Genomic DNA, 26,138 nt, shown 5'->3' on the forward strand with positions numbered 1-26,138 from the left:
CCGTGTCGCCACTTGCAGAGGAAAATCCCATGTCCACAGAAACTCAAAGTCACGTCGCCGATGCTACGCATCCGCAAGTTGGCTTGTTCATCGATGGTGAATGGATTTTTGATCGTCCATCATGTTTCGAAGTCCGCAATCCAAGCACCGAAGCCGTGCTCACTACGGTACCCGGCGCCAACTCCGAAGATTTGAAGCGCGTATTGGTCGCTGCGGAGCGGGGGTTTAAGGTATGGCGAGCGACGCCACCGGTTGAGCGCAACCTTATTATTGCTCGTGCCATCGCTGGCGTGCGTGAGCGCGCCGAGGAAATCGCACAGATCATTACCCGTGAGAATGGCAAGTTGATCGCAGATGCGCGGGCCGAAGTTGAACGCTCGGCGAGCTTCTTTGATTGGGACATGGCGCAGGCGTTACGTGCTTACGGCACCATTGTTCCGGGCGAAGCGCAGATGCAAAAGCTGATTCTACGCCAACCGATCGGGCCGGTAGCTGCCTTCACCCCTTGGAATGTGCCGCTTAGCGCGCCAGGTCGAAAAATCAGCGGCGCGTTATGTTCGGGTTGCTCGATTATCCTGAAGGCTCCGGAAGAAACGCCTGGGGCGGCTGTCGCCATGGTTCAATGTTTCGAGCAGGCCGGCTTGCCCAAGGGAGTCCTGAATCTGGTGTTTGGTAACCCCGCCGAGGTTTCCCTGGCGCTGATTGACTCTCCAGTGACTCGCATGGTCACGCTGACTGGCTCGGTCGGCGTGGGGAAACACCTCAGCGCCTTGGCGGGAGCCGCTATGAAACCGGTGCTGATGGAGCTTGGTGGTCATGCGCCGGTGATTGTCTGTGCTGGGGTTGATGCGAGCGAAATCGGCAAGATGGCGCTCAAAAGCAAGATCCGTATCAATTCTCAGTGGTGCGCCGCGCCGGGACGTTTCCTGGTTCACGAAAGTCTTTACGAGGAATTTGTCGCTGGGTTCGTTGCAGCGGCGCAGCAGGTGCGTGTCGCTGATGGGCTAGACCTCAAGGCAGATATGGGACCCGTCACCAGCGGGCGACGGCTGGCGGCAATGCAGCATTTCGTCGATGACGCGCTCGAGCGCGGTGGCAAGGCTGCCGTGGGTGGTCATCGCGTCGGTGATCGTGGCTACTTTTTTGCGCCAACGCTGCTGGTCGATACCCCGCTCGATTGCGAAATCATGCGCGAAGAGCCGTTTGGTCCGGTCGCGGTGGCCGTCCCGTTCAAGACCCTTGATGAGGCGATCGAAATCTCCAACAGCCTTTCCGTGGGCTTAGCCGCGTTTGCTTTCACCAATACTCTCGAGGAGGCCGAGCGGCTGAGTCGCGAATTGGACCTGGGAGTTCTGTCGATCAACCATTTCGGTGCGCCGGATCCCGATACGCCGTTCGGGGGTATGAGGGACAGTGGGATTGGTCGAGAAGGGGGGCCGTGGAGTCTTGAGTCCTACATGGTCAGCAAGACAGTGCTGCAAAAGACGGTCCGCGTCTAAGCAAGGGGCCCCAGCTTGTGATCAGCGTACGGGGCCGTGATTTTGGTTGCAGCGACGGGAGACCGTTTCATGTCAGAACAGATATTCAATGCGAAACACGTGGCCATAAGCGCCGACATCGTCCATCACTTCTCTGCATTGGCGGCCGGGCTGCGTTACGAAGACTTGCCTGAGGCCGCACGCGAAGCCGCGAAGAAAAGCATTCTCGATACCTTTGGGGTAATGCTCGCCGCGAGCGGGATGGAGCCTGCGGTATTGGGGGTCATCGAGGTGGTCAAGGAGTCTGCAGGTACCCCCCAGGCGTCGATTCTGGGCTTTGGGGGGCGCGTCCCAGCGACGATGGCGGCCCTGGCCAACGGGGCGCTGGCGCACTGCCTGGACTACGACGATCAAACACCTTGGGGGCAGCACGCGGCGAGCTCGATCATTCCAGCGGTGTTTGCCTTGGCCGAACGTAAGGGGGGCGTGACTGGCAAGGACATGATTGCCGCCGTGGCTGCCGGGCAGGACATCTTTGCGCGACTGCGGTGCAATGTCGGTTGGAAGAAAGACTGGAACCTGTCCACTGTTATGGGGGTGTTTGCTGCCACCGCGGCTGCCGGGCGCGTCATGGGCTTCAATGCGAAGCAGACCGCCAACGCCCTGGGCATCGCCAGTATGCAGTGTTCGGGCATCATGGAGATGGTGTGTGGTACGGGTAGCGACCTGCGCGGCTTATATGCCGGCTTTTCGGCCAAAGGCGCAGTGCTAGCAGCGCTCATGGCGGAAAAAGGCGTGCCTGGTATCGATTGTCTTTTTGAAGGCGGGTACGGGTTTTTCAACACCTATTTCGACGGCCGTTACGATCGAGACAAAATCCTTGAGGATATCGGTGTCGACTACAAGGGTAGCGTCACCTTGTACAAGCGCTGGCCCTCGGTGGGTACCGCGCACAGTCATATGAAAGCAATTATCGACATTGTTTCGGACAACGATCTTGCGCCCGACGATATCGCCGAAATCCGGTTGTTCGTGGGCGACTATCACGCGCTCATGTGCGAGCCGCTGGACGTACGCAAGGCGCCGGCGACGTTGGCGGATGCGAAGTTCAGCCTACCTTTTCTCGTCGCGGTTGCAGCTGTGCGTCGTGGCATGAGTGTGCTGGATTTCACCGAGTCGGGCCTGCGTGATACGAAGGTCCTGGCCACCGCCAACAAAATTTCCTTGGTCGCCGATGCGTCACTGGACTGGAAGCTGGAACTGCCACTAGGGCGTGTCGAAGTGGTAGCAGCGGATGGTCGTCGCTGGGAAAGGTCCGGTACCCATATTCCCGGTAATGCGGACAACCCAATGACCTGGGCCGATCTCTGTTCGAAATTCGCCGAATGCGCAGCGGTGGCGGTGAGTCCGTTGAGCTCTCACAGGATTGCAGAAGTCCAGCGGCTGGTGCAGTTACTGGAAGACGTCGAGGATGTTGCCGAGTTGATGCGCACGTTGCAATGACGGGTTGATACCTGCGCAGCCTATTTTGAAGAACCACAAAAATGAGGTCCGTACGATGGAAAGAGTGCACTGCGTAGCTGTAACGCTGGCCAAGCCTGAACATCTGGATGCGGTAAAGGCGGCGCTTGAAGCGTTGATCGAGCCTGTTCATCAGGAAAAGGGCATGATCCAGTATGAAATGTACTGTGATCGCACTGAGCCGAGACGCTTCGTGTTCATCGAGGAATGGGAAACCTACGAGGATTTCGAGGCTCATGTGCACGCACCGCATGTGAAAGAGTTTCTGCGAAAAACAGAAGGTTTGATCGAAGAAAACTTCTTTCATCCTTTGTCCTTCCACAAATAGGCAACAGGTCAAACGAGCCGTTAAGGGCAAGCCCGATGACGTTCAATCGTCACTTCGGGCTTTTCCTGTGTATCTCGAATTTTATTCATATTATGGGATTAAAGTTTTTGTTGTTTGTCTGTTTCTTGCTCGATCCTACAATTTGAGACTATGATCAAAAGCCAGCGCACTCCGAATTGCGCGCAACGCAATCATGGTTTTCACGGGGGCCTGAGGTATTCCGAGGGACCCTTTAACGTAGGATAGAGTGGGTAATGGACATAGAAGCGCTTCAGGGGGAAAACCCGGCCATTGAAGACGAGAGAGAAGAGCATGCTCGCGACGGCGCGAGCAGTCTTACAAAGATGCTCAGCATCCTCGATCTGTTCAGTTCCAATCAGGCTGTGTTATCGACCACTGCCATCATCGAAGCACTCGAAACCTCTCGGTCTACAGGGTATCGCTACATCAAGGCGCTGCACTCTGCAGGTTTGCTAAGTACCGTTGGAAATGGCAACTACGTATTGGGTTCGCGCATTATCGAGCTGGACTTACAAATCCGTAATACCGATCCGCTGCTGCAGGCCAGTAAGGGTGTGCTGGAGGAATTGGTCGATACGATCGGTCACTCGGCGCTCTTGTGTACGGCGTTCAGGGACTCGGTGCTATGTATTCGGGAGCATCGTGCGCCTCTGAGTCCCGAAAATCGCTTTCGACGTGGGCAGCGCAGGCCACTGTTCCAAGGCGCCGTGTCCAAGGTCATCCTTGCTTATTTCCCTCATCATCGGCTCAAAAGCCTTTATAGCCGTGCGCAACCCGATATACAGCGAGCGGGCCTAGGCGACACATGGGAGGAGTTCCGGAGCACGCTCAGCAAAATCAAAAAAGACGGCTATCTCATCACCAAGGGCGAATTCAATCCCGGTGTCTATGGTGTGGCGGCGCCTATTATCAATGAGAGCAATATCGTCTTGGGCAGTATTGGCGTTGCTTGGGATGAAAAGGAGCGGCGCGATGTCGACGTCAAGCGTGCGGTGGTATCTGTCAAGCGCGCGGCGCGAGAGATCTCCAGTCGCCTTGCCCAGGCAGAAGTAAACATCTAGCCGTTCCAACTCAGAGTGAATGGTCTCTCCGACCAGCCAAGGTCATCCTTCTTACGTGAATCCAGGCGCCTGATTCTGGCCGCCTGGATGGGTCGTTACCACTAAGAGAGTTTTGCTCGTAAGCCACCGTCTATCGGTTTACTTCCCTCCCACTGATCGCTTTTCCCGCCCTCCGGAACACCGAGTCTTCGGTGCGCCATTGCGTGCTTGCACCTGTTTTTAACGTAGTCAGACAGGATCGTTCCTGTCTGATCCTACGATATTGAACTCGACGGCAATAAAGTCAGCTATAGATTTATTGTTGATTTATCCCACTATGCGAGATAGTTTTATTTTGCTGTGCGGCATTTTCGCGCACCTTTGCAAGGGCGCAAACCAGCAGAAAGGAGAATGGCAGTTGAAGACCTACGCACATTGGATTGATGGAGCTTACCAAGAGCCGGCGGGGTGCGAATGGATGGACACCCTGGACCCTTATCTGGGCGAGGCATGGGCAAGAATTCCCCTGGGAGTGGCAGTTGATGCCGACGCGGCGGTGTCTGCGGCCAAACGCGCGATGACGTCCGGGCCCTGGGCAAGCATGAGCGCAACCCAGCGTGGAAAAATCATGCGGCGTATCGGTGACCTGACCTTGGAGAATGCTGATCGTCTGGCCGAACTTGAGGTGCGCGACAACGGCAAGTTGCTGGCGGAAATGCGCGGCGCGATCAGCAACGTGGCGGAGATTTGGTATTACTACGCGGGCCTTGCCGACAAGATCCAAGGCTCCGTGATGCCGATCGAGAAAGAAGGCATCGTTGCGATGACTACCCGGGAACCGGTTGGGGTGGTGCTTGCGTTGACTGCTTGGAATGCGCCCTTGAATTTTTTGGCGCTTAAGTGTGCCCCCGCATTAGCCGCAGGTTGCGCAGTGGTGGTTAAACCCTCGGAGTTTTCTTCGGTCAGTTCGCTGGAGTTCGCAGCGCTGACCAAGGAAGCCGGTCTGCCGGACGGCGTCCTGAATGTGGTCACAGGCTTGGGCCTTGGCATTGGCGCTCCGCTCGTTGAGCACCCCGACGTTGCGATGGTCACCTTTACCGGATCTGACGCAACGGGCGCCAAAGTTTACGAAACCGCGGCTCGCCACATGAAACGAGTCGCTCTGGAGCTGGGCGGCAAATCACCCAATATCGTTTTCGCCGATGCGGACCTGGAGCTAGCTGTGGCCGGAGCTGTCTCCGGTATCTTCGGCGGCGGCGGCCAGATGTGCACGGCCGGCTCCCGGCTATTGGTTCAAAATTCTATCTTGGAGGCTTTTACCGAGCAGTTAATTGCCGGTGCGCGTTCGGTAAAATTGGGCAATCCGATGGACCCGGCCACCCAGATGGGACCCATGTCCACCGCTCCGCAATATCAGAAAGTGCTCAATTACATCGAGATAGCCAAGGCAGAAGGAGCGCGCTGCGTATTCGGCGGTCAGCCTGCCAGTGGGCCGGGCATTCGCGGCGGTCAGTTCGTCGAACCGACGATTTTTACCCACGTATCCAATTCGATGCGCATTGCTCAGGAAGAGGTATTCGGCCCGGTGCTGTCCGTCATCGGCTTTGAGGACGAGGCTGAAGCTGTCTCCATCGCCAATGACATTGCTTATGGGCTGACAGCTGGGGTGTGGACCCGTGACATTGGTCGCGTGTTTCGCATGGCCAAGGCGCTCGAGGTCGGAACGGTCTGGGGCAACACATACCGCACCTACAGCTACACGATGCCCTTCGGCGGCATGAAAAAGTCCGGCATAGGACGGGAGATGGGCATCGAGGCGGTGGATGAGTTCCTCGAAACCAAAAGCCTGATGATTTCCATCGCAGATGCACGCCCGCAAAACAACTTCATTCCGCGTTGAGCCGGCTGATAGCAGCATGAGCGAGTGACGACATCAGCGCTCATGACTGTTTGTCCTTACAGAACAAAAAAGGAAAACAAGAAAATGACCGATAAGGCTTCTCATCAATCCAGCCACGCCCGTCTGGACGGACGGCGAATCGTAATCACTGGCGCTGCATCGGGTATCGGGCGAGCGACAGCGGAGCGCTTTCTAGTGGAAGGGGCCAGCGTCGCGTTGCTTGACAGGAATGGCGAGGCATTGAACTCGGCGTTCAAGGGCAGGGGCCATTGCTTCGCTGTCGATATCAGCGACGAGAAGGCTGTAGCGCAAGTCACTGAGCAAGCGGCGCGGGACATGGGCGGTATCGACGGCGTCGTCAACGCCGCCGGGATCATGGGCAAGGGCTCCATCCTTGAAGTACCTGCCGATGAGTTTCGTCAACAGATCGAGATCAACCTGGTGGGCACCTACATCGTTTCGCGCAACTGTCTGCGATGGATGACGGATGAGCCCTTTGCAACGATCGTGAACATTGCCTCAGCGGCGGGCCTGCTACCCAATGCGCCGGGCCTTACCGCCTATGCGGCATCCAAAGGTGGAGTGATCAACCTGACACGATGCATGGCAGCGGAGTTGGCGCCACGGGTGCGGGTCAACAGCGTCTGCCCAGGCATGGTGGACACGCCGATGGCGGACGGCTACCGGGCCAACGTCAGCAATTACGCACTCAAGCGTTTGGCCGATGCATCGGAGATCGCCGCGGCCATCCTCTTCTTGACCTCTACGGAATCTTCCTACGTCACCGGTACGGCGTTGGCCGTTGACGGTGGTCGTTCCTTTCATTGAGAGGTAGCGACATCAGGGCACGTGGGTGCCGGCTGGCAACGTGCCCGCCAGCTGGATCGATCATCAGTGAGTGAAGTATCCCTGGATGCCGTCTTTCGCGATGGAAGGCGGCCGTCTTACGGTCATCACAAGGACAATAAAAATGGCAGGTACAGACTCCTTTGGCCAGACGGCCGACTCATCTCCGCGTTACGCAAAACCTATTGAAGAACAACATCCGATCCGCCCCTCGGACGCAACCTTGTCGGCTGAAAAGGCTCGTCGAAAATCGCTGATTCGAGGCGTGCTGGGGGTTTCGTTCGAGTATTACGATTTCGTCGTCTATGCGACGTTCGCTCCTTATTTTTCCAGGTTGTTTTTCCCTCAGGACAGCGCGCTTGCCGCGTCGCTCAATGTGCTCGGCATTTTCGCCATCGGCTTTCTCGCGCGGCCGGTTGGAGCGATGCTGGCCGGCAGACTGGCGGACCGTTTCGGACGCAAGCCGATCATGCTGTGCGCCTTGATGCTTGCCACCCTGGGCAGCTTGGTCATCGCCTGCGCCCCGACCTACGGTTCCATCGGGGCCACTGCGGCGTTTGTGCTTGTGGCGGCTCGGCTGATGCAGGGGCTTGCCCATGGGATGGAGAGTATCTCGGCGTTCGTCTATGTGGGCGAAATGGCCGACCCTAAATGGCGAACGCTGCAGAGCTGCGCTTATCCGATCGGACTGATTCTTGGCATCATCCAAGGAACGCTGTTCGGCGCGATCCTCAGCTCGGTCCTCAGTGCAGAAGACATGCAGGGCTGGGGCTGGCGCATTCCCTTCGCGATTGGCGTTCTGTATGGGCTTTTGACGGTATTCCTGCGCCACGGAATGGACGAATCGTCCACCTACGAGGATGCCAAGCACCAGGCGAATCTCGAGGATAACGGCTATTGGCGAAATGTCTGGCGATACAGAAAGACGGTGCTGATCTTGTTCCTGATCTGGCCCGCCAATTATGTCGCTTCATACACCATGCTCGTAACCTTTGGCGATTACGCCATCACCATGCTTGGGGCCAAGCCAAAGGATGCCTATTGGGCGGTCCTCGTCGCGCAGGTCATGTACCTGTTCATGTTGCCCGTCTGGGCTTATATCTCTGACCGTCGCGGGCGGCGCTTCAACTACACAGTTGGATTCGGGGCCATTTTCCTGCTCGTTTACCCGCTACAACATTTTTTACTGGGTCCAAGCTTTCTGCAGATTCTGCTGCCCATGGCGATCGGCTTGTTCTTCTTCGCGGCGGTGGCCTCCACTGAGGTCGCCTTTATGAGTGAACTGGTCCCCAACCGGGTCCGGGCCCAGGTGATCAGCATTCCCTCGTCTGTTTCAGCCGTCATATTCGGCGGAACCGCGCCCTACATGAAGTCATGGCTGACGGCATATGTTTCGCCCAATGCCTTTATTTTCTACTTCATGACGCTGGCACTTATCGCGGTGTTGGCTGTGCGGTTTCTGGTGAAAGAAACCCGCGGGCGGGATTTGGCAAGCTGAACGAAGAGGAAAATTCTTGGGACCGTGGTGTATGTCAAAAGCGCTTACGTCCCTGTGTTTTATTCACTCATATCCAAAGTACGCAGGCCCAGGCACTCCACTCCAAAAATAAGTACAGAGGTGTTGTTCCATGCAGAAATCGACCTTAGTAGCCCTTGCCATAGCGCTGACTTCCAGATTGTCACTGGCAGATAATTCGGACACCTTACCCACGTTGAACTACCCGACCCAGGGCCAACAGTTCTACGCCACAGCCGCAGCAGAAAAGGATCTGCTTACAATCACCGCGCAGCCTTGGTTCAAAGTGACGGACGAGGCATGGCAACTGGAAGGACCCGCCTTCGATCGCCAAGGCAATCTGTTATTTGTGGAAGTATTAGGCGGACAGGTACTGAAGGTCGACACTCAAGGCCAGCTTCAGGTGGTGGTGGCGAAAAACGCGCGTGGTTCTGCGGGCCTCGCCATACACAAGGACGGGCGCTTGTTTGTCGCCGGGCTGGGGAATTACGTCGATACAGGCAATCTTACGGTCTACGATGCCAACGGTAAAAAACCTGAGGTGATTATCGACGCGAATAAGGGTTTCCTGGTCGATGATCTGGTATTCGATGCTCACGGCGGCTTCTACTTTACCGACCTTAAGGGCACCTCCACGGAGCCCACTGGCGGCGTATATTACGTGCCAGCCGATCACAAGAGCATTGTGCCAATCCTGCCTAATATGGCGAACGCCAACGGCATAGCTCTCTCTCCGGATGGGAAGAGATTGTGGGTCACAGAGTTTGGTACGGGGTTGCTGCACCGCGTTGAGCTAAAGGACGCACAGTCAATTGCGCCGTTCGGGGCGGTGGTGGTTTACCGCTTCCATGGGCCGTCGCCTGACTCGATGAGGGTGGATGCAGACGGCAACGTCTATGTCGCGCAATACAGTCAGGGGCGCGTACTGGTACTTAATCCCAACGGTCTACCAATCGGACAGATTCTGCTACCGGGTAGAGAAACGGGGCATTTCCTGTTCTCTACCAGCATGGCTCTCAAGCCAGGCACCCGGGAAGTGTATCTTGTGGCGAACGACGGTGATTGGGGGCAAGGGTCGATGATTTTCCGGGCGCGAGGGTTTGCGCAGGCACTTCCACTGTTTTCCCATCAGTAAAGGGGGGCATGAGCTGGAAGCGGCTTTGTTGAGTGCCCGCTTCCAGTTTGACTAGCGCCCAAGTGAGTGGGTAAACAGCAACTTGGTCATGCTTTAGCGTGGGATGAAATTGTTACCCGGACGCGCATCTGCAATCGAGATCATGAGACTTTTCGTCTCCAGGAACTCGTCGACGGCTTCGATCCCCATTTCGCGACCGATGCCTGAACGCTTCATGCCTCCAAACGGCATCATGTAGCTGTAGGTGCGGTAAGTGTTACCCCAGACGGTTCCAACCTCCAGTGCTTTGGACATCCTGAACAATCGTCCAGTATCGCGCGTCCAAACGCCTGCAGCCAATCCGTAAGGGATGTCGTTCGCGATCGAAATAGCTTCGGCTTCGTCTTCGAAGGCAATGACGGACAAGACTGGACCGAATACTTCTTCCTGGGCGATACGCATACCGTTTGAAACGCCGACAAATATTGTGGGCTCGACAAATTGGCCGCCCGTGAGGCCGGGTCCGGTTGCGGGCTTGCCACCCAGAATGCAATGCGCCCCTTCGCCCAGGGCGATCTCGATGTATTCCAGTACTTTTCGGTATTGTGGTGCGGTGGACATGGGACCCATTTGGGTGGCTGGATCCATGGGGTTACCGAGCCTCACGGACCGAGCGCTTTCGAGCAACCGCTCAGTGAAGGTTTCAAGAATCGAACTCTGCACCAACAGGCGTGAGCCTGCCGTGCACATTTGACCTCCGCCACCGAAGATACCGGAAACCGCCCCGGCAACGGCCAGCTCCAGGTCAGCGTCTTCGAAGACAATATTAGGCGATTTACCGCCCAGCTCCAGGGCGACTCGTTTCATATGGCGAGCAGCAGTTTCGTATACCTTTGTCCCGGTCAGATCAGAGCCGGTGAAGGTGACCATCGCAACGTCCGGGTGCTCGACGAGGGGCGCGCCGATATCCGAACCAAGTCCGGTTACCACATTGAGGACGCCATCCGGCAATTAAGGCACGGCAGAAATTAATCCGGTCTGCAGATCGCCAAGGCCAAATTCCTTGATGATCCTGGGAAGGAAAAAGCTTACGCCATAGGCGCCTACGACGATCGCGAAGTTGGCCAGCCCCAGCAGCAGAACCCGTGCGCTGGTCAATGCACGAAACAGGCTGTCATGGGGCAAAGGAGGGCAGGCGTCGGCATCCTCGGCCAGACGTGCAGCCAACGCTTGTTTCTCTTGAGGAGATAGCCAGGTTGCGTCGTGGGGGCGATCGGTCAAATACCGAAGAACGACGAACGAAAGAACAATCGCCGGCAGCGCCTCGAGAAAGAACATCCAGCGCCAGCCTGGAATGCCGAGGGTTCCGTCGAGCTCCAGAAGCACACCGGAGACCGGCCCCCCGAGTGATAGCGATATTGGAGCTGCGCACAGAAACGTTCCCATAACCCGGGCGCGATAACGGGCGGGGAACCAGAGTGTCACGAAGTAAGTGATTCCTGGGAAAAATCCTGCCTCTGCTGCGCCTAATAACAGGCGCAGAGCATAGAACTCCGTATCCGTGGTAACGAAGGCCATGGCCCCGGACATCAGGCCCCAGGTAAATAATATTCTCGCTATCCAACGTCGTGCACCATAGCGGGCCAGCATCAGATTGGAGGGGATCTCGAATAAAAAATAAGTCAGGAAAAACAGCCCGGCACCCAGCCCAAACGCGGCAGCGGTGAGGCCGATGTCTTTGCTCATGTGAAGTGCGGCGAATCCTACGTTTGCGCGATCCAGATAAGCGACGAAATAGCAGACAATCATTAACGGCATCAGTCGCCGAAATGCCTTTTTTGCCGCGGTGTCATCGGCAGTTGTCATGGTGTTCTCCCTTATTATTATTCAGCGTTGTTCTGCGCAGCGCCTGGATTGCTTAGGTCTTCTAAGGCTCTTTTTGGGGCCGCGATTCGCATGCGTATTGTTCGCCGGGCTGACGGCACTCTCCCTGCGTTTCTGATAGATAAACGCCATCGGGAGGTGCCGGTTTTAGCCCGGCGTTACACCGGCGGAATGCAGGCGGTCTGGCCTCCGTCGACGCTGACCACCGCTCCAGTCATGAAGCTTGCGTCATCGGTCAGCAGGAACGCGGCGACTGCTGCGATCTCTTCTGGTTCGCCTTCGCGACCGATCGCGTGCGCTGCTCGAATGCGCTTGGTCTTCTCGGGGTCTTCGAACATATAGGCGGTGAACGGAGTGCGGATCATCCCAGGTGCAATGGCATTCACGCGGATTCCGAAGGCTCCGAGTTCCGCGCCCATGGTGCGGGTGATGCCGGAAACGCCAAACTTCGACGCGACATAGGGCAAACGATTCGGAACGCCGAGGATGCCGGCACCTGAGGAAATGTTGACGATCGCGCGCGGGCTCTTGTCGTCTCGGACCGCGCGTGCGAAGGCTTGGCACATCAAGAACGTGCCATCCAGATTCACCGCCATCACTCTCTTCCAGTTTTCCAGGTCGCAGTCGAGAACGTTGCCGACACCTTTGATCCCGGCACAATTGATCAGCCCATGCAGGTTGCCCAACTTGTTTTGAGCTTCAGCGACAAATGTTTTCGCCTGCTCGGGATCAGATACATCGAGTGCTGCTGCGTAAACCCGCTCGGGTTCATCGAACCGAGCCGCTATATCGTTGATTCGAGCCTGATCGATGTCCGCGATTGCGACGCTTGCACCTTCGTCGTACAAGCGTTGCACGCAAGCCGCGCCAATCCCGCTGGCTGCGCCCGTTATCAGAACTGCTCTGCCTTCGAACCGTTTCATGAATGCACCTCTTATTGTTGGATGAGTGACTAGATTTCAACGTTGGGAAAAGCAGTCGAACGTCCGGCTGCCGAGGAGGAAGCCTTTGCGGTTAGCTCAGTGCGTTCAGCAATTTGGCGCAGTCGTCCAAAGACTCCAGATTTCGCGCCATCTGCACAGCCGCATCGATGGCATCCGGTGCCACAGGATGTGCAGCGACCGAAGCGCAGTCCCGGAATTTTGAAATCAGTCGATCCCAGGGCAATGGCGTTTCCGGGCTGCCCGGGACGTTGTCGCCCTTGCGTTGCAGCCGTCGGCCGTCGCGCATGAGGATTTCCAGGCGGCCATCGGGGATCGTCACTTTCCAGTCCAGATCACTGTCCTCAATCGGAACGATTTTTTGCGCTAAAGCGAGCACTTCCGGATCGGCCAAGGCTGCCGAATTGAAATCGCTGATTCGGATTTCCCCGCGTGCCAGGGCCAAGGCAACGCAGTAAGGAAGACTGAATTTCGCATCCACGAGAGTTTTCGGGGCGCGGCGCACGTCGAGGGGAGTGCACATGCGCATATGGAAGTCGCCCACGTAGGCGTAGATCTGCTCGATCTCGCTGGCCTTGAGGGAATGTTCACGCATCATTTCAATCGCTGCGTGAATATAGGTATGCACGTTGCCGACCGCAGGCCAGGCTTTGTAGATCATCGAAGCGCCAAAAAATGTCTTGCCCAGTCCTTCAACCATTTTGGCGCGATCATATTCGCCGCCGAAGTAGACGTTGAAAATGCCGGCCTTGCCTTCGAACAGATCGTTGATTCCAGTTATCCCTCGCTCCGCCATCAGCGCTGCAAGCACTGCGCCTTGGGCTGTGAACCCTGCGTACATGCCGCGCAGATCACTGCCGATACCGAAGATGACTTCCATTGTCCCGGCAGACTGCATGCTCGCAATGCCGAGGGCATGAGCAAGTTGTTTTGCATTCAGTCCCAGAATCTGGCCCGCAGCTGCGGCGGCGGAAAACACTCCGAGGACAGAGGAGAGGTTCCAATCCTGCTTCCAGCGCACGTTGCATCGCAGCCGGACGAAAAGGTCCTCGCCCAGGGCTACCGCAGTGATCAGGTCCATGCCGCTGACACCGCCCTTGTGCTGTGCGATGGCGAGAACGGCAGGTACCACGGAACTGTCAGGGTGCGCACCCCATGGGGTCTGGTTGTCGTAATCCAAGCAGTGGGCCATTACCCCGTTGGCGAAGGCGGCCATCGGGGCAGGAACTTTGCTGTTGAATCCCAGGACGGAGCAGTCTGGACGTCCGCCGCCGTTCAGCACGATATCGGCTACGCCTTGGACTGCAGGCTCCATTCCGCTGCCGGCAAGGATGACGCCCAAGGTGTCCAGAATGGATTTTTTGGCCGCCTCAATGGCTTCAGCAGGTAGATTTTCATAGCGGGTATTAGCGACATGACGCGCAATTTCATGGCTTAAATCGATCGTTGACATAGTGGCGCTTTCACTCGGGGAAATTGTTATTGGGACCTTCCTTGAGCACCTGTGCAGCCCGTCCGTGGGCTTAGTGAGCGCCTTCAATCTGCCGGTGAGACTTACAATCAACAAGCAATGAATTACGGACTATCATTAAGCAAAACTGGATAATCAAAGGGCCGCCCGATGCCGCATCCACGTTTCACCCCGCGTCAGCTGGCTGCGTTCGTTGCTGTGGCGCAGGCAAGAAGTTTTCGCAAAGCTGGTGAGCAACTGAGTCTTTCAAGTTCTGCGGTCAGCCAGTTGGTAGGTGATCTGGAGTTGGCTCTAGAGCTTCGTTTATTTGATCGAACGACGCGCAGCGTCGTCCTTTCCCCGGCAGGTAGGGAGTTTCTTCCTTCAGCCACGAGCGTTCTCAAACACATGCAATTGGCACAGAACGCCGCTGACGACATCTGCAACAGGGCTTCAGGTGTCGTTCGGATTGCAGCTCCACTGATCATGGCCAGTTCGGTGCTTCCAGCGTTGATCAAGGAGTACACCCGGACGCGGCCTAAGCTTGTAATTCGTATACGCGACGCACCCGTGGATGGCCTGGTAGATAGGGTGAGCAATGCAGACGCCGATTTTGCTATCGGCGCAGATCAGCCGGTGGGAGATGACATTGTGCGCAAGGATCTTTTCAAGAGTCCCTGGGTGCTGTGGTGCTCGGCAAGCCATCCGCTCGCGGGATATCAAAGCATTCCGTGGAGCCAGTTAAGGCATCAACCGCTTGTTGTCGCGGGTCGCGACTATGAACGCACCGTCGCGCTCACTCACGGGGGACAGTTCGAGCAAGGACGAATCATCCCCGTGGACATTGTTGAGAATGTCAGTACGGCGTTGGGGATTGCAGCACAGGGCATGGCAGCCACACTGGGCCCGGCATACGTGGGATTACTGGCCCGACTACTCGGGTTGACGATGCGGCCGATTGTTCAGCCGGAAGTCACCAGGCAGGTGTGTATTTACCATTCAAGCACACGTGCGATGTCTCCGGCAGCACAAGGTTTCTGTGAGTTTTTGGAGGAGCAGCTCAAAGGCAACGACGAGCTGGGGGTAGGAGGCGTTTGGCGATTGAGGTGACGCGTTTTCGAGGCGAACATGAGCCTTCGCGCATCACGAATTGGCAGGGTTGATATGTGGTCAGCAAAATAGCCGTCGTAGGGCTTCGGGCGCATAACGCGCCCGCGCTTTTAGAGAATGGCGAGGCCTATTGGCTTACAGGCCGCCCAGCGCCATGTATTTAATTTCGAGGTATTCCTCGATACCGTTATGGCCGCCTTCCCGACCCAGGCCGCTTTCCTTGACACCACCAAAAGGTACTTCAGGGGTGGAGATCAAGCCTTCGTTGATACCGACGATGCCGTACTCCAAAGCTTCCGCCACACGGAAAACGCGGCCCAGGTCTCGGGCGTAAAAGTAGCTCGCCAGGCCAAACGGTGTGTCGTTTGCTAGATCGATCGCTTCTTTTTCAGTCGAGAAGCGGAACAGCGGGGCGACCGGGCCAAAGGTCTCATCGCGGAAGATCAACGCATCTTTCGGCACATTGGCCAGCACAGTAGGTTGGAAGAAGTTGCCACCCCTTGCGTGTCGGGCACCACCAGTGATGACCGATGCACCTTTGGCCAGGGCATCGTTGATGTGCTGTTCGACCTTGAGCACTGATGCCTGGTTGATCAGCGGTCCTTGGGTGGCTCCCTCTTCCATGCCATCCGCCACGAACAAGGCTTCCACGGCGACTTTCAATTTTTCGGTGAAGGCATCGTAGACGCCATCCTGAACCAGAATGCGGTTCGCACATACACAGGTTTGGCCGGTGTTACGGAACTTGGACGCCATGACGCCTTTGACCGCCTCATCCAGGTTCGCATCGTCGAAAACGATGAAAGGCGCATTGCCCCCGAGCTCCATGGATGTTTTCTTGATGGTCTTGGCGCATTGCTCCAGCAGCACACGGCCCACTTCGGTCGATCCGGTGAAAGACAGCTTGCGTACGATCGGGTTGCCGGTCAGTTCGCCACCGGTCGCACCTGAAGGGCCGGTGATGACATTACAAACGCCTTTGGGCATGCCGGCGCGCTCGGCGAGCACTGCAATGGCAAGGGCAGAAAAAGGCGTCTGCGAGGCGGGGCGAATAATCCCGGTGCAGCCTGCCGACCAGCCGGGGCCAGCTTTACGGGTGATCATCGCTGACGGGAAATTCCATGGTGTGATCGCAGCGAAAACCCCGATCGGCTCTTTGGTGATCAAGACACGCCGGCCCGGCACGTGCCCAGGCATGGTTTCGCCATACACGCGGCGCCCTTGCTCGGCAAACCACTCCAGGAAACCAGCCGAATATTCGATCTCTCCCTTGGCTTCCGCCCAGGGTTTGCCTTGCTCGGCCGTCATGATGGTAGCCAGGTCGTCTTTGTGGATCAGCATCAGTTCGCCGATTCGACGAATGATTGCGCCACGAGCCTTGGCAGTCATGGCGCGCCAGGCCGGGAGCGCTGCTCCGGCGGCCTCGATTGCCCGGCGGGTTTCTTCCGCGCCCATGGATGGGACAGTGCCTACGAGCTCACCTGTCGAAGGATTGCGTACCTCAATCACGGCACCGCTATCGGCGGACACCCACTGACCGTTGATGTAGTTCTGGTTTCTCAGCAGCTCAGGGTCGTTGAGGGTGATCTTATTGTTTGCATTAGACATTGGAGTATCCCTTGAATAATTATTTGCAGTCCTATCCGACCGCAGCGCTGTTTACGAGCTGCTCACAGCACAAGCCGCGCGGCTATCGTCTTTAGAATTGCGGGAAGACCACACAAAGCAGCTCGGTTGGTTCGAGCGCGCGCATGGCGACGGGACCTTCGTTTGCCAGCAATTCAAAGCCGGTCTCAGGGCCATATTCATCATTGCCAACGGCGAGTCGGCCTTTTGTGAGATAGAGAACCTGGAGGGAAGGGTGCTGGCCGGCCCCGAACACAGCGTTTGCGTCCAGTCGAACAAAACCGATGCGCATGTTTCGTTCGGTAAAGGTGCCGAGCCACTTGACCGAGACACCTTCCGAACCTTCTGGCAGCCAGTCAAAGGCATCGGGGTTCATTGCGATCACATCGGTATAGCGAGGCTCGGCGAACTGCAATTTGCGCCCGGTCGCATGTTCGAAGCAGGCATCGGAGCCGTCCATGCTTTGCTCGTTGCCGTTCTCATCCTTCCAGTAGTAAAGGCCTTTCCTGAACTCGCCTTTCTCGTTGAGGATCGCATTTGTCGCTTCACGCTGGGCGACGCTCAGGTAGCCGAAGCCGCTGGCGCCGCCGAGTTGCAGCACGAGCGTCTCAAGCCCCTCGGAACGATCTTGAGGACCGTAGGGAACGCTTTCCGGGAAGTAACCCACCCAGCCTTGTTTGAGAAACTGGTTCTCGCCGTAAGGCAGGACGCCTTTGATGACGTAGCGGATCTGATCGAAATTATGACGATGGCGTGGCGTTCTCCAGCCCCCGGAGCCAGCCCGACCCATGTTCAAGTCGTAGTTGTTGGGTGAACCGTCTTCGCCAAACAGCAGATGCTTTTGCGCGAGCTTGCCTTCACGCATGGTTCCAACCATTTCACTGTTCGTGTCTGCAGCCTTGCCTACTCGCATTTTTCATTCCTCGTTTAACTGAATGTTGGTCGTGGCTGGATTATTCAATCCTGTCAGCGGGATGTTTTTCGGCGCCCGTGTAGTGATGGGAACCCCAAGATCGATTTGTGATCACGGATTAAATATATCCCGCACTGTGAGATATGGTCAAATTTTGAATTGGGCGGGATGACAAGCTGGCGTTGTCGGCTTTTTCATTGGTGCTTCAGGGTAGAGATGAGCTCTATAAAGGCGGTATGAGCGGGAGTAGGGGCGTTAATAAAGCTTTTTTAGTCGGAATCCAAGGATGTCGATTGGCTTGACAAATCCCACAATTCGACATAATTCTATTCGCAGGTTGGTGGTTTCATCGTTTTGCATCAATCGTCGATGACCGGGACTTTTGGGGGGAGGGCGGGCAGTTGCCGGTCAGCCCCCTTGATCAGCGGTTGAGGGCGAGCAGGATGTTTGGGTTCTGCCAGGGCCAAGCGTGACTCACAACAACTTAAAAAAAGGTCCCTGTGGCCTCACAAAAAATTCAATCCAGGAATAGACATGAGCGAATCATCCATTACCCACGCCCCCGCCGACTCCGGCGTTCCGCTGCAGGCCCGTGATTTCAGCGTCAAGGAACTGGTTGTGATCATCACCGGTGCGGGCCAGGGCATTGGCCGAGAACTGGCCCGGCAGTACGCGGCGGCAGGTGCCTTTCCGGTTATCGCTGATCTGAATCTCGACAAGGCGGCTTCGGTCGTGCAAGAAATTGAGGTCGCGGGTGGTCAGGCCTTGGCAGTGCAAGTCGACGTGGGTGACAAGGCCTCGGTTGACGCCATGGTCGCGCAGGTCCTGAAGGTTCATGGGCGTATCGACGTCTTGATCAACAATGCATCCATTTTCGCAGCCTTGGAAAAATGCGCGTTCGATCAAATTCCATATCAACAATGGCAGAAGGTCCTGCACGTCAATATCACTGGGACCTATCTGTGCGTATGCGCCGTTGCTCAGGCCATGCGTGACGCGAAATTCGGCCGAATCATCAATATTTCCTCAGACGCCGTGCCCCGCGGCACGATGAATTACCTGCACTACGTCACGTCGAAATCGGCGCTGATCGGCATGACCAACTCGCTTGCTCGAGAGCTCGGACCACACGGCATCACTGTGAACTGCATTCGTCCCGGTAGCGTTGCCACGGAAGTGGAGCGGGTCGCCAATCCCACAGTTGAGCTGCGTCAGCGCGCGGCAGCCTTGCAGTGCATTCCCCGTGGAATGCTGCCCACCGACCTTGTCGGAATCATGTTGTTCCTGGCCACCCCGGCGGCGTCGTTCATCACCGGCCAGACCATTGCCTGTGATGGCGGCTACACCCACAGCAGCTGATTCCAGACGCTCGCCGCATACCAGTTGGAGGCACCCGCAAGATGAAGGATTACGCCAAGTTCTATATCGACGGTGAATGGGTAGAGTCCGCAACGCCCCATCGGCAGGAGTTGATTGACCCGACCACTGAAGAGGTGTTTGCGACAGTCGCCATGGCGACCGTTGAGGAGGTGGACACCGCGGTTGCCGCGGCTCGACGGGCATTCAAAAGCTACTCGCAGTCTTCCCTCGATGAGCGTTACGACCTGATCAACCGCATCATCGAAGCCTACGAACTGCGCGTCGATGATTTTGTCCTGGCCATTGCGCAAGAGGTGGGTATTCCTCGTAGCGCTCGGGCTCAGGTCATGGGGCCAATCGAACACATGAAGGTGGCTCGGGACCTGCTGAAAACCTATGAGTTCGAAGCTCGGATTGGCAACACGATCGTTCGCCGCGAACCCCTGGGCGTGTGTGCGCTGATCTCACCGTGGAACTGGCCAATTCAGACAACCGTCATCAAGTTGATCTATGCGTTGGCCGCTGGTTGCACGGTCGTGTCCAAGTCCAGTATCAATTCTCCGGTCAGCGCTATTTTGCTGACAGAGGTGCTGGATGCCGCGGGCGTACCCAAGGGCGTTTTCAACATGCTCAACGGCTCGGGGCGAGTGATTGGCGAGGCGATGTCGAGGCATCCCGATGTCGACATGGTTTCCTTCACGGGCTCGACCGGTGCCGGTGCGCAGGTAGGCGAGGCAGCTGCACGCACCATCAAGCGCGTGTGTCTGGAGCTGGGCGGGAAGTCGGCGAATATCGTGCTGCGAGACGCCGATCTCGAAAAGGCCGCACGTTGGAACGTACAGCGTTGCTTCTTCAATACGGGGCAATCGTGCCACGCACCGAGCCGCATGCTGGTGCATGAAAGCCAAGTGGAGCAGATCATTCCGTTCCTGGCTGACGAAGCAAACCAGTTCCGTCTAGGGGATCCGCGTGATCCTTCCACAACGATGGGCCCGATTGTCAGCCAGGCTCAATTCAATAGCATTCAGCGTCACATCCAGGCGGGAATCGATGAAGGTGCACGGTTGATCGCTGGCGGTCCGGGACGCCCCGAAGGCTTTGAGCGTGGCTTCTTCACTCGCCCTACCGTGTTTGTCGACGTGACGCCGGACATGAGTATTTGCCGCGAAGAGATTTTCGGACCGGTCCTGGTGGTGGTGCCCTATTCCTCCGAGGCGCAGGCACTGGAAATCGCCAATGACTCGCCTTATGGATTGGGTGGCTATGTATTTGGCGGGGACCGGCGCAAAGCCTATGAGTTTGCCAGCGGCCTGCGGGCCGGGCGTGTTTGCTTCAATGGCGCGGCGACTAACTCTTTGACCCCAATGGGGGGTTACAAGCAATCCGGAATCGGTCGCTCGATGGGGGTATTTGGGTTGGAAGAGTACCTGGAAATCAAGTCGGTCTATGGCTTTGAAGAAGAGGCCGCGACGCTACCGTCATTGAAGGCCTGATACCCATGCTCCATCCAGGGCCACGGCACTACTGTGCACAGCCCTGGCAATAGTGCAGTGCTTGCCTATGAATCTTTTCAGAGAACAAAAACATGAATGCTTCGAATGCGTCACTCAGAAACGGGGTCAAAGAAAAGCTCGCCAGGGGCGAGACGGTGTATTCGATGACATCTCGGCTCGTCAGAACCTTTGACATCGCCAGCATTGCCTATACGGCAGGTTTCGATTCGATCTACATCGACATGGAACACAGCAGCTATTCCCTGGAAGCTGCTGGGCAAGTATGCATGGCGTGTCTCGGTCTGGACGTAACTCCATTCGTGCGCGTGCCCAGCACAGACCCGCACTTCATCGCGCGCGTGCTTGACTCCGGCGCCTTGGGCATCATTGTTCCAAGTGTGCAGTCGGCGGAAGATGCCAGGGCTATCGTACGAGCGGCCAAGCATGCCCCGCTGGGCGAACGGTCGGTGGCCGGCGCGCCGCCGCAATTTCACTATCGATCCCTGCCCGCAGTAGACGCTACGCAGCAACTCGACGACGCGACGATGATTATTGCCATGATCGAATCGTTGGAAGGTCTTGAAGCGGTTGAGGAAATCGCAGCAGTAGAAGGCGTCGACATCCTGCTGGTGGGGGCCAACGACCTCAGCAGCGCCCTCGGTGTGTCTGGCGAGATGGACCATGAACTGGTGCGTAACGCCTACAGGCGCGTGTTGAATGCCTGTCTGGCGAACAATAAGGTTCTCGGTGTAGGAGGGTTGGGCAGCCGGCCCGACTTGATCAAAGAGCTCGTGGCGTTGGGCGCACGATATGTTTCAACCGGCAACGACATCTCATTTCTTCTCGCGGCGGCGATACAGAAACGCCAACAGTTTGCATAACCCGGCTGATCTGCAGCTAAGCCTCAACAACTATCGGTACTGCACGAACGTAGGGTGACTCAAGGCGTCCGTGCGTGATGCCTTGATTCGCCCGCTGGAGTGCGTGCAGCGGAGCAGAAGAATGAAAGTTTGCATTTACGGAGCCGGCGCTGTCGGCGGGCATATTGCAGCGAGACTTGCTGAGGGGGGAGCCGAGGTTTCTCTGGTCGCTCGGGGAGAGCATTTGGCTGCTATCCGCGCAAATGGATTGCGCGTGGAAACAAAGGATGGCGTTTTCGTGAGTCAGCCAGTGGCCACCGATGATCCCTCATCGCTGGGTCGACAGGACGTCGTGGTTGTATCGGTCAAGGCACCAGCGCTTCCCGGGATTGTGGCAGGTATCAAGCCATTATTGGGCGATGAAACGTTGGTGTTGTTCGCCTTGAATGGCATTCCCTGGTGGTACCTGCAAGGCCAAGGAGGAATGCTTGAGAGGGCATCACTTCCTCGGATCGATCCGCAATCGCTCCTGACGGCTGCCATTGCCCCCGAGCGCGTAGTGGGTGCGGTCGCTTATACCGCTTGCACGGTTACCGCGCCGGGAGTGATCAAGGCGGAAAATCCACGTAACCGGCTCATTCTCGGGCGCCCGGATGGGAAATCGGATGCGCGCCTGGATGCTTTGGCCGAGTGTTTGATCAGAGGGGGGCTGGAAATTGAAGTCACCGACAGGATACGGGACGCTATCTGGACTAAGCTGGTCATCAATCTGACGGGTGGATCGCTGGCCATTCTGACTGCGTCGACGATGAAGCAAGCCCTGGCTAGCCCAGCAATTTCGAAAACTGCCCAGGCTATGGCAAACGAGGCTGCCTCGATTGCTCGGAAGCTGGGATGCGACCCGGGAGATGTCGAGGAGGGGCTTCGTCGATTGGCCGTTTCGACGCATAAACAAAGCATTCTTCAAGACCTCGAGCTGGGGCGCTCAATGGAAGTCGACACGATACTCAGGGCCCCGCTGGAGCTCGCACGGCTGGCTGATGTCGAGACGCCTGCGCTTGATCTGGTGGTTGACCTGGCTGTGCAGCGGGCGAAAGCCGCCGGTCTGTACGACAACTAAGTTCGGTAAAGCCCGCGCCGATGCCCGGCGCGGCAACCTCATTAGTGATTGGTATGAGTCGGTCTCTACTGATCGGGACCTGCCCCTGAGTGCCCCTGCATGGCACTTTCAGATGCGAAGAAGGAAGAGGCTCAGAGCGTCGGTGACTATCCGGGGTACCGTAACTCATCGATTAGAACCTGCATCGCCCGAGACTTCTCGCGCTCGCTTGAGTAGTAAAGGTGCAGTCCCGGAAATGTTCTCCACCAGGCTTCCATGACAGGGACCAGGGTGCCATCAACCAGATGGGGATGGGCGATGTCCTCGGGAACATAGGCCAGTCCGAAACCCGATACAGCGGCATCCAAAATCTGATTGATGCCATTGAATACGAGCCTGCCTTTGACTCTCGTATTGATTTCCTGGCCGTCTTTTTCCAGCTCCCACGCGTACAGGCCTCCACGTGTTGGCAGGCGCATATTTATACATTCATGTTCCATGAGGTCCTGAGGTCTGGTGGGCATGGCACGAGACTCCATGTAGGACGGCGCGCCCACCATTACAAAACGCATGTCGGGAGCGATACGAACGGCTTCGATCCCGTTTGCCAATCCGTCCCCGAGCCGGATGCCAAAGTCGAAATGGTCGGCCACGATGTCCGTCAAGCCATAGTCGATAACGACTTCTACACTTATTTGTGGGTATTTCGGCAGGGCTTGCGCCAATTTCGGCCAAAGAACCGTTTCGATGACATGGTCGGTTGCGGTGATGCGAATGTTACCGGCGGGGGTGTCGCCAAGTTCGGCCACGGCGATCAGTTCGGTTTCGATTTCCCGTAACCGCGGTTCAACGGTATTGAGCAGACGTTCACCGGCCTCGGTAACGGATACGCTGCGGGTCGTTCGAGTGAGCAGACGTACCCCGACCCGAGCTTCCAGTCTCTGGATGCTATGACTGAGCATCGATTGAGAGATTCCCAGCTGGGAGGCCGCTCGCGTGAAACTTTGCTCTCGTGCAACTGCAATGAGCGCGAGCAGGTCGCTGTAGTGTTCCTTTGCCATTCATCATTCTCTGCGTGGGGGCGAATACTGTATCAGCTCAAGCGCCCGCGCCAAGGATCTATGTTCATGAGCTGGCCATGCCGATCGTGTAGGGGATTAATCAATTTGGATCATACCTCTATTCGCCGTCGAGCCTTTCACCCGAACGCCATCCGTGTTTTTAATCGAAAAAATAGCAAGAGGCCTTTCATGAGAATCGGAATCCTGGGCTCCGGCCGAATGGGCAGTCATCTGGGCACCATGTTCGCCCGGGTTGGCCATGAGGTCTCCTTCAGTTACTCGCGTAATCAGCAGAAACTTTCCGATCTGGCTGCGTCGGCAGGTAAAAAAGCACAGGCCAGCACACCGGCAGACGCGGCATTAAATGCTGACTTGGTCCTCCTGGCTGTGCATTGGCTTCAAGTGCCTGACGTCCTCAGCCAGGTGGATGACTTGAGCGGCAAAATCGTCATGACCTGCTGCAATCCTTTAAACGAAGAGGACACCGAGCTTGTCATCGGCCACACGATTTCCGGTGCGGAAACGCTGGCACAGATGATACCTGGGGCCCATGTCGTTGCGGCCTTCCAGTCGACGCCCAGTGAAGTTCTGTTCGATGTGTTCGCGGCCAGGGGCGAGGCGTTACGTCCCAGTTTGATCTTCTGTGGCGAGGACGAAGCCAGTAAAGCCACAGTTTCGGATCTTATCAGTCAGGTGGGCTTTGATCCGGTGGACGCTGGGGCTCTGAAGGTTGCCCGTTATATAGAGCCTTTCGCGATGCTCTCCGCAGTGTTGGCTTACGAAACGGACCAGGGGCCCGAATGGGCTTATCGCTTCGAGCGTTTTGACAGGTTGTTCAAAGGCACTTCCCGCGTCGGGAAATAGCGGGAGGAGCGGGTACATGCAGATTTATGATTACATCGTTGTCGGTGCCGGTTCTTCGGGCTGTCCGGTTGCGCGCGGTTTGTCTGACGATCCCCGGAACAACGTCCTGCTTATTGAGGCGGGACCTGCTTCAGATCGTTTCTGGGTCAATACGCCCGCGGGAATGGGCAAGCTCTATTTCAATAAGTCATTGAACTGGAATTTCCGCACCTCGCCAATGGAGAAGCTTCAAGGGCGTCGGATGTACTGGCCTAGGGGCAAATTGCTCGGTGGATCCAGCTCCATCAACGGCATGGTATTCATCCGAGGTCACCAAAAAGATTTTGACGGCTGGCGTGCCTTGGGCAACCCAGGCTGGGGGTATGAAGATGTCTTGCCGTATTTCAAAAAGATGGAGCACTTTGAGCGGGGCGGCGATGAATATCGCGGAGCGAATGGTCCGCTATGGATCAGTGATCCGGTCGTCAAAGAAAAGAGTAGCTACGATTTTATAGAGGCCGCTAACCGTATCGGTATCCCGGTGACCGAGGACATGAACGGCGCCTTGCACGATGGCGTAGGTTTCATGCAGCACAACATCCAGGACGGGCAACGGATGTCGACTTACCGGGCATTTATCGAGCCTGTCATTGAACGGCCGAACCTGACGGTTCGAACCGGATGCGAGCTGCAGCGCGTTTTATTCGAGGGGCGTACCGCTGTCGGTATAGAGGTTTTGAAGAGTGGCCGTTTGGAGCGTATCTATGCGGCGCGCGAAGTGATTCTGTCAGCAGGCTCGCTGAAGACACCGCAGATGCTGATGTTGTCCGGCATCGGCCCAAGGGCTGAACTGGAAAAACACGCAATTCCCGAAGTTCTGAATTCCCCAGGAGTAGGGCAAAACCTGCAGGATCATTTTTATATTCACACAGCCTTCCGTTGCACCCCAGACAGTTCGTACAACGCCAACCTCGTAGGCCTGCGAAAGTACTGGGAAGGCTTCCGTTACCTGATGACCCGCAAAGGGTATCTTGCCCTTGGCTCTTCCCAGGTCGCGGCGTTTGTTAAAAGTAGCCCGGACGAGGACTACGCTGATCTCCAAATCAGCTTTCGGCCCATGACCTTTCAATACTTCCCTGACGGCACGGTTGACGTTGAAAAGCATCCCGGGCTCGGGGTGTCGGTCTATCAGTTGCGTCCCAGCACCACGGGAACAGTGACGCTGCGCTCAACCAACCCGTCTGACCCGGCCGATTACACACCAAATTTCCTGAGCAGCGATTACGACATCAATGCCGTGATCAGTGGTGTGCGCTGGATACGCAAAATCATGAACAGCGAGCCCATCAAGTCTCGCGTGGTTTCGGAAGAATTGCCGGGGCCCCACATTCGTACCGATGAAGATATCTACAACTATCTGGTCGAAACCGGCAATTCGGCCCACCACCAGGGCGGCACCTGCAAGATGGGTAACGACGCGATGGCGGTGGTGGACGAACGACTGCGTGTCCGCGGTATCGAGCGACTGCGGGTGGTGGATGCCTCGATCATGCCATTCATCACGTCGGGCAACACCAATGCGCCGTCCATCATGATTGGTGTGAAAGCCGCCGACCTGATTCGTGAAGATGCAATGGCTCGCCGGGCAAGCAGTTCGCCGGTCGAAACTGTTGGTTGAATCGGCGGGTACCGTGTTGCCACCTGTCACGAAAATCCTCACCGAATAACAACAACT

At 56.7% G+C, this 26,138-nt stretch carries 22 protein-coding genes; 15 read left to right on the forward strand and 7 right to left on the reverse strand.

Going from position 1 to position 26,138, the window contains the following annotated elements; translation table 11 throughout:
* The first annotated feature begins 29 nt into the window (after window positions 1-29).
* From AB3226_RS27135 to AB3226_RS27170, 8 genes are all read left to right on the forward strand, one after another.
* Complete coding sequence (locus AB3226_RS27135) at window positions 30-1,499, forward strand: NAD-dependent succinate-semialdehyde dehydrogenase (protein WP_048392963.1); 1,470 nt, start codon at window positions 30-32, stop codon at window positions 1,497-1,499.
* A 69-nt stretch (window positions 1,500-1,568) separates the two neighbouring features.
* Window positions 1,569-2,981 (forward strand): MmgE/PrpD family protein, encoded by a 1,413-nt coding sequence (locus tag AB3226_RS27140; RefSeq protein ID WP_048392965.1) that lies wholly within the window; start codon window positions 1,569-1,571, stop codon window positions 2,979-2,981.
* Window positions 2,982-3,036: 55 nt separating this feature from the next.
* A complete protein-coding gene (locus AB3226_RS27145) occupies window positions 3,037-3,327 on the forward strand; it encodes a putative quinol monooxygenase (RefSeq protein WP_048392967.1) in 291 nt (96 codons plus the stop codon).
* A gap of 254 nt (window positions 3,328-3,581) precedes the next feature.
* Window positions 3,582-4,409, forward strand: coding sequence for an IclR family transcriptional regulator (locus tag AB3226_RS27150; RefSeq protein ID WP_053078266.1), 828 nt, complete (start codon window positions 3,582-3,584; stop codon window positions 4,407-4,409).
* A 301-nt stretch (window positions 4,410-4,710) separates the two neighbouring features.
* On the forward strand, window positions 4,711-6,288 hold the full coding sequence (locus AB3226_RS27155; protein ID WP_367375294.1) for an aldehyde dehydrogenase: 1,578 nt from the start codon (window positions 4,711-4,713) through the stop codon (window positions 6,286-6,288).
* An 84-nt stretch (window positions 6,289-6,372) separates the two neighbouring features.
* Window positions 6,373-7,116, forward strand: a complete 744-nt coding sequence (locus tag AB3226_RS27160) for an SDR family NAD(P)-dependent oxidoreductase (RefSeq protein ID WP_304575832.1) — start codon at window positions 6,373-6,375, stop codon at window positions 7,114-7,116.
* A gap of 142 nt (window positions 7,117-7,258) precedes the next feature.
* Window positions 7,259-8,632, forward strand: coding sequence for an MFS transporter (locus tag AB3226_RS27165; RefSeq protein ID WP_048392973.1), 1,374 nt, complete (start codon window positions 7,259-7,261; stop codon window positions 8,630-8,632).
* Between the two features lie 130 nt (window positions 8,633-8,762).
* Window positions 8,763-9,785 (forward strand): SMP-30/gluconolactonase/LRE family protein, encoded by a 1,023-nt coding sequence (locus tag AB3226_RS27170; RefSeq protein ID WP_367375295.1) that lies wholly within the window; start codon window positions 8,763-8,765, stop codon window positions 9,783-9,785.
* Between the two features lie 93 nt (window positions 9,786-9,878).
* Here AB3226_RS27170 and AB3226_RS27175 read toward each other — a convergent pair whose 3' ends face one another.
* The 4 genes from AB3226_RS27175 to AB3226_RS27190 form a co-directional block, all read right to left on the reverse strand.
* On the reverse strand, window positions 9,879-10,775 hold the full coding sequence (locus tag AB3226_RS27175; protein ID WP_304575834.1) for an aldehyde dehydrogenase family protein: 897 nt from the start codon (window positions 10,773-10,775) through the stop codon (window positions 9,879-9,881).
* Window positions 10,776-11,630 (reverse strand): MFS transporter, encoded by an 855-nt coding sequence (locus tag AB3226_RS27180; RefSeq protein WP_304575835.1) that lies wholly within the window; start codon window positions 11,628-11,630, stop codon window positions 10,776-10,778.
* A 176-nt stretch (window positions 11,631-11,806) separates the two neighbouring features.
* Entirely contained in the window at window positions 11,807-12,571 is a 765-nt protein-coding gene (locus AB3226_RS27185; RefSeq protein ID WP_048392982.1) for an SDR family NAD(P)-dependent oxidoreductase, read from the reverse strand.
* Between the two features lie 91 nt (window positions 12,572-12,662).
* Window positions 12,663-14,042, reverse strand: coding sequence for an MmgE/PrpD family protein (locus AB3226_RS27190; protein ID WP_315865998.1), 1,380 nt, complete (start codon window positions 14,040-14,042; stop codon window positions 12,663-12,665).
* 168 nt (window positions 14,043-14,210) lie between these two features.
* Here AB3226_RS27190 and AB3226_RS27195 point away from each other — a divergent pair, with 168 nt between their 5' ends.
* The gene (locus tag AB3226_RS27195) at window positions 14,211-15,149 is read left to right on the forward strand and encodes a LysR family transcriptional regulator (protein ID WP_095058170.1); all 939 of its coding nucleotides are present in this window, start codon (window positions 14,211-14,213) and stop codon (window positions 15,147-15,149) included.
* Between the two features lie 135 nt (window positions 15,150-15,284).
* On the opposite strand, the gene AB3226_RS27200 is transcribed toward AB3226_RS27195, so the two are convergent.
* Both AB3226_RS27200 and AB3226_RS27205 read right to left on the reverse strand, forming a co-directional pair.
* On the reverse strand, window positions 15,285-16,736 hold the full coding sequence (locus AB3226_RS27200) for an NAD-dependent succinate-semialdehyde dehydrogenase (protein ID WP_235868230.1): 1,452 nt from the start codon (window positions 16,734-16,736) through the stop codon (window positions 15,285-15,287).
* 112 nt (window positions 16,737-16,848) lie between these two features.
* The gene (locus tag AB3226_RS27205) at window positions 16,849-17,640 is read right to left on the reverse strand and encodes a hypothetical protein (RefSeq protein WP_197679442.1); all 792 of its coding nucleotides are present in this window, start codon (window positions 17,638-17,640) and stop codon (window positions 16,849-16,851) included.
* Window positions 17,641-18,222: 582 nt separating this feature from the next.
* Here AB3226_RS27205 and AB3226_RS27210 point away from each other — a divergent pair.
* The 4 genes from AB3226_RS27210 (at window position 18,223) to AB3226_RS27225 (ending at window position 22,520) form a co-directional block, all read left to right on the forward strand.
* Window positions 18,223-19,047, forward strand: coding sequence for an SDR family NAD(P)-dependent oxidoreductase (locus AB3226_RS27210; protein ID WP_048392992.1), 825 nt, complete (start codon window positions 18,223-18,225; stop codon window positions 19,045-19,047).
* Window positions 19,048-19,088: 41 nt separating this feature from the next.
* Window positions 19,089-20,540 (forward strand): aldehyde dehydrogenase family protein, encoded by a 1,452-nt coding sequence (locus tag AB3226_RS27215; RefSeq protein ID WP_304575838.1) that lies wholly within the window; start codon window positions 19,089-19,091, stop codon window positions 20,538-20,540.
* A gap of 92 nt (window positions 20,541-20,632) precedes the next feature.
* Window positions 20,633-21,421 carry an HpcH/HpaI aldolase/citrate lyase family protein gene (locus AB3226_RS27220; protein ID WP_048392996.1) on the forward strand — a complete coding sequence of 263 codons (789 nt, stop codon included), beginning with the start codon at window positions 20,633-20,635 and terminating at the stop codon, window positions 21,419-21,421.
* 121 nt (window positions 21,422-21,542) lie between these two features.
* Window positions 21,543-22,520: a ketopantoate reductase family protein gene (locus AB3226_RS27225; protein ID WP_367375296.1), complete on the forward strand. Its 978-nt coding sequence runs from the start codon at window positions 21,543-21,545 to the stop codon at window positions 22,518-22,520.
* A gap of 146 nt (window positions 22,521-22,666) precedes the next feature.
* Here AB3226_RS27225 and AB3226_RS27230 read toward each other — a convergent pair whose 3' ends face one another.
* Window positions 22,667-23,560: a LysR family transcriptional regulator gene (locus tag AB3226_RS27230; RefSeq protein ID WP_048392999.1), complete on the reverse strand. Its 894-nt coding sequence runs from the start codon at window positions 23,558-23,560 to the stop codon at window positions 22,667-22,669.
* Between the two features lie 66 nt (window positions 23,561-23,626).
* On the opposite strand from AB3226_RS27230, the gene AB3226_RS27235 reads away from it, so the two are divergent.
* Together AB3226_RS27235 and AB3226_RS27240 are read left to right on the forward strand one after the other, a co-directional pair.
* A complete protein-coding gene (locus AB3226_RS27235; protein ID WP_367375297.1) occupies window positions 23,627-24,424 on the forward strand; it encodes an NADPH-dependent F420 reductase in 798 nt (265 codons plus the stop codon).
* Between the two features lie 16 nt (window positions 24,425-24,440).
* On the forward strand, window positions 24,441-26,081 hold the full coding sequence (locus AB3226_RS27240; protein ID WP_095058174.1) for a GMC family oxidoreductase: 1,641 nt from the start codon (window positions 24,441-24,443) through the stop codon (window positions 26,079-26,081).
* The last annotated feature ends 57 nt before the right edge of the window (window positions 26,082-26,138 follow it).

It is taken from the genome of Pseudomonas lini (genome assembly GCF_964063345.1).
GTDB classification, from domain to species: Bacteria; Pseudomonadota; Gammaproteobacteria; order Pseudomonadales; family Pseudomonadaceae; genus Aquipseudomonas; species Aquipseudomonas lini_B.

Coding starts and splice junctions, on each gene's coding strand:
- AB3226_RS27135 (WP_048392963.1), top strand. CDS start 30: ATGTCCACAGAAACTCAAAGTCACGTCGCCGATGCTACGCATCCGCAA.
- AB3226_RS27140 (WP_048392965.1), top strand. CDS start 1,569: ATGTCAGAACAGATATTCAATGCGAAACACGTGGCCATAAGCGCCGAC.
- AB3226_RS27145 (WP_048392967.1), top strand. CDS start 3,037: ATGGAAAGAGTGCACTGCGTAGCTGTAACGCTGGCCAAGCCTGAACAT.
- AB3226_RS27150 (WP_053078266.1), top strand. CDS start 3,582: ATGGACATAGAAGCGCTTCAGGGGGAAAACCCGGCCATTGAAGACGAG.
- AB3226_RS27160 (WP_304575832.1), top strand. CDS start 6,373: ATGACCGATAAGGCTTCTCATCAATCCAGCCACGCCCGTCTGGACGGA.
- AB3226_RS27165 (WP_048392973.1), top strand. CDS start 7,259: ATGGCAGGTACAGACTCCTTTGGCCAGACGGCCGACTCATCTCCGCGT.
- AB3226_RS27170 (WP_367375295.1), top strand. CDS start 8,763: ATGCAGAAATCGACCTTAGTAGCCCTTGCCATAGCGCTGACTTCCAGA.
- AB3226_RS27180 (WP_304575835.1), bottom strand. CDS start 11,630: ATGACAACTGCCGATGACACCGCGGCAAAAAAGGCATTTCGGCGACTG.
- AB3226_RS27185 (WP_048392982.1), bottom strand. CDS start 12,571: ATGAAACGGTTCGAAGGCAGAGCAGTTCTGATAACGGGCGCAGCCAGC.
- AB3226_RS27190 (WP_315865998.1), bottom strand. CDS start 14,042: ATGTCAACGATCGATTTAAGCCATGAAATTGCGCGTCATGTCGCTAAT.
- AB3226_RS27195 (WP_095058170.1), top strand. CDS start 14,211: ATGCCGCATCCACGTTTCACCCCGCGTCAGCTGGCTGCGTTCGTTGCT.
- AB3226_RS27205 (WP_197679442.1), bottom strand. CDS start 17,640: ATGCGTGAAGGCAAGCTCGCGCAAAAGCATCTGCTGTTTGGCGAAGAC.
- AB3226_RS27210 (WP_048392992.1), top strand. CDS start 18,223: ATGAGCGAATCATCCATTACCCACGCCCCCGCCGACTCCGGCGTTCCG.
- AB3226_RS27215 (WP_304575838.1), top strand. CDS start 19,089: ATGAAGGATTACGCCAAGTTCTATATCGACGGTGAATGGGTAGAGTCC.
- AB3226_RS27220 (WP_048392996.1), top strand. CDS start 20,633: ATGAATGCTTCGAATGCGTCACTCAGAAACGGGGTCAAAGAAAAGCTC.
- AB3226_RS27225 (WP_367375296.1), top strand. CDS start 21,543: ATGAAAGTTTGCATTTACGGAGCCGGCGCTGTCGGCGGGCATATTGCA.
- AB3226_RS27230 (WP_048392999.1), bottom strand. CDS start 23,560: ATGGCAAAGGAACACTACAGCGACCTGCTCGCGCTCATTGCAGTTGCA.
- AB3226_RS27235 (WP_367375297.1), top strand. CDS start 23,627: ATGAGCTGGCCATGCCGATCGTGTAGGGGATTAATCAATTTGGATCAT.
- AB3226_RS27240 (WP_095058174.1), top strand. CDS start 24,441: ATGCAGATTTATGATTACATCGTTGTCGGTGCCGGTTCTTCGGGCTGT.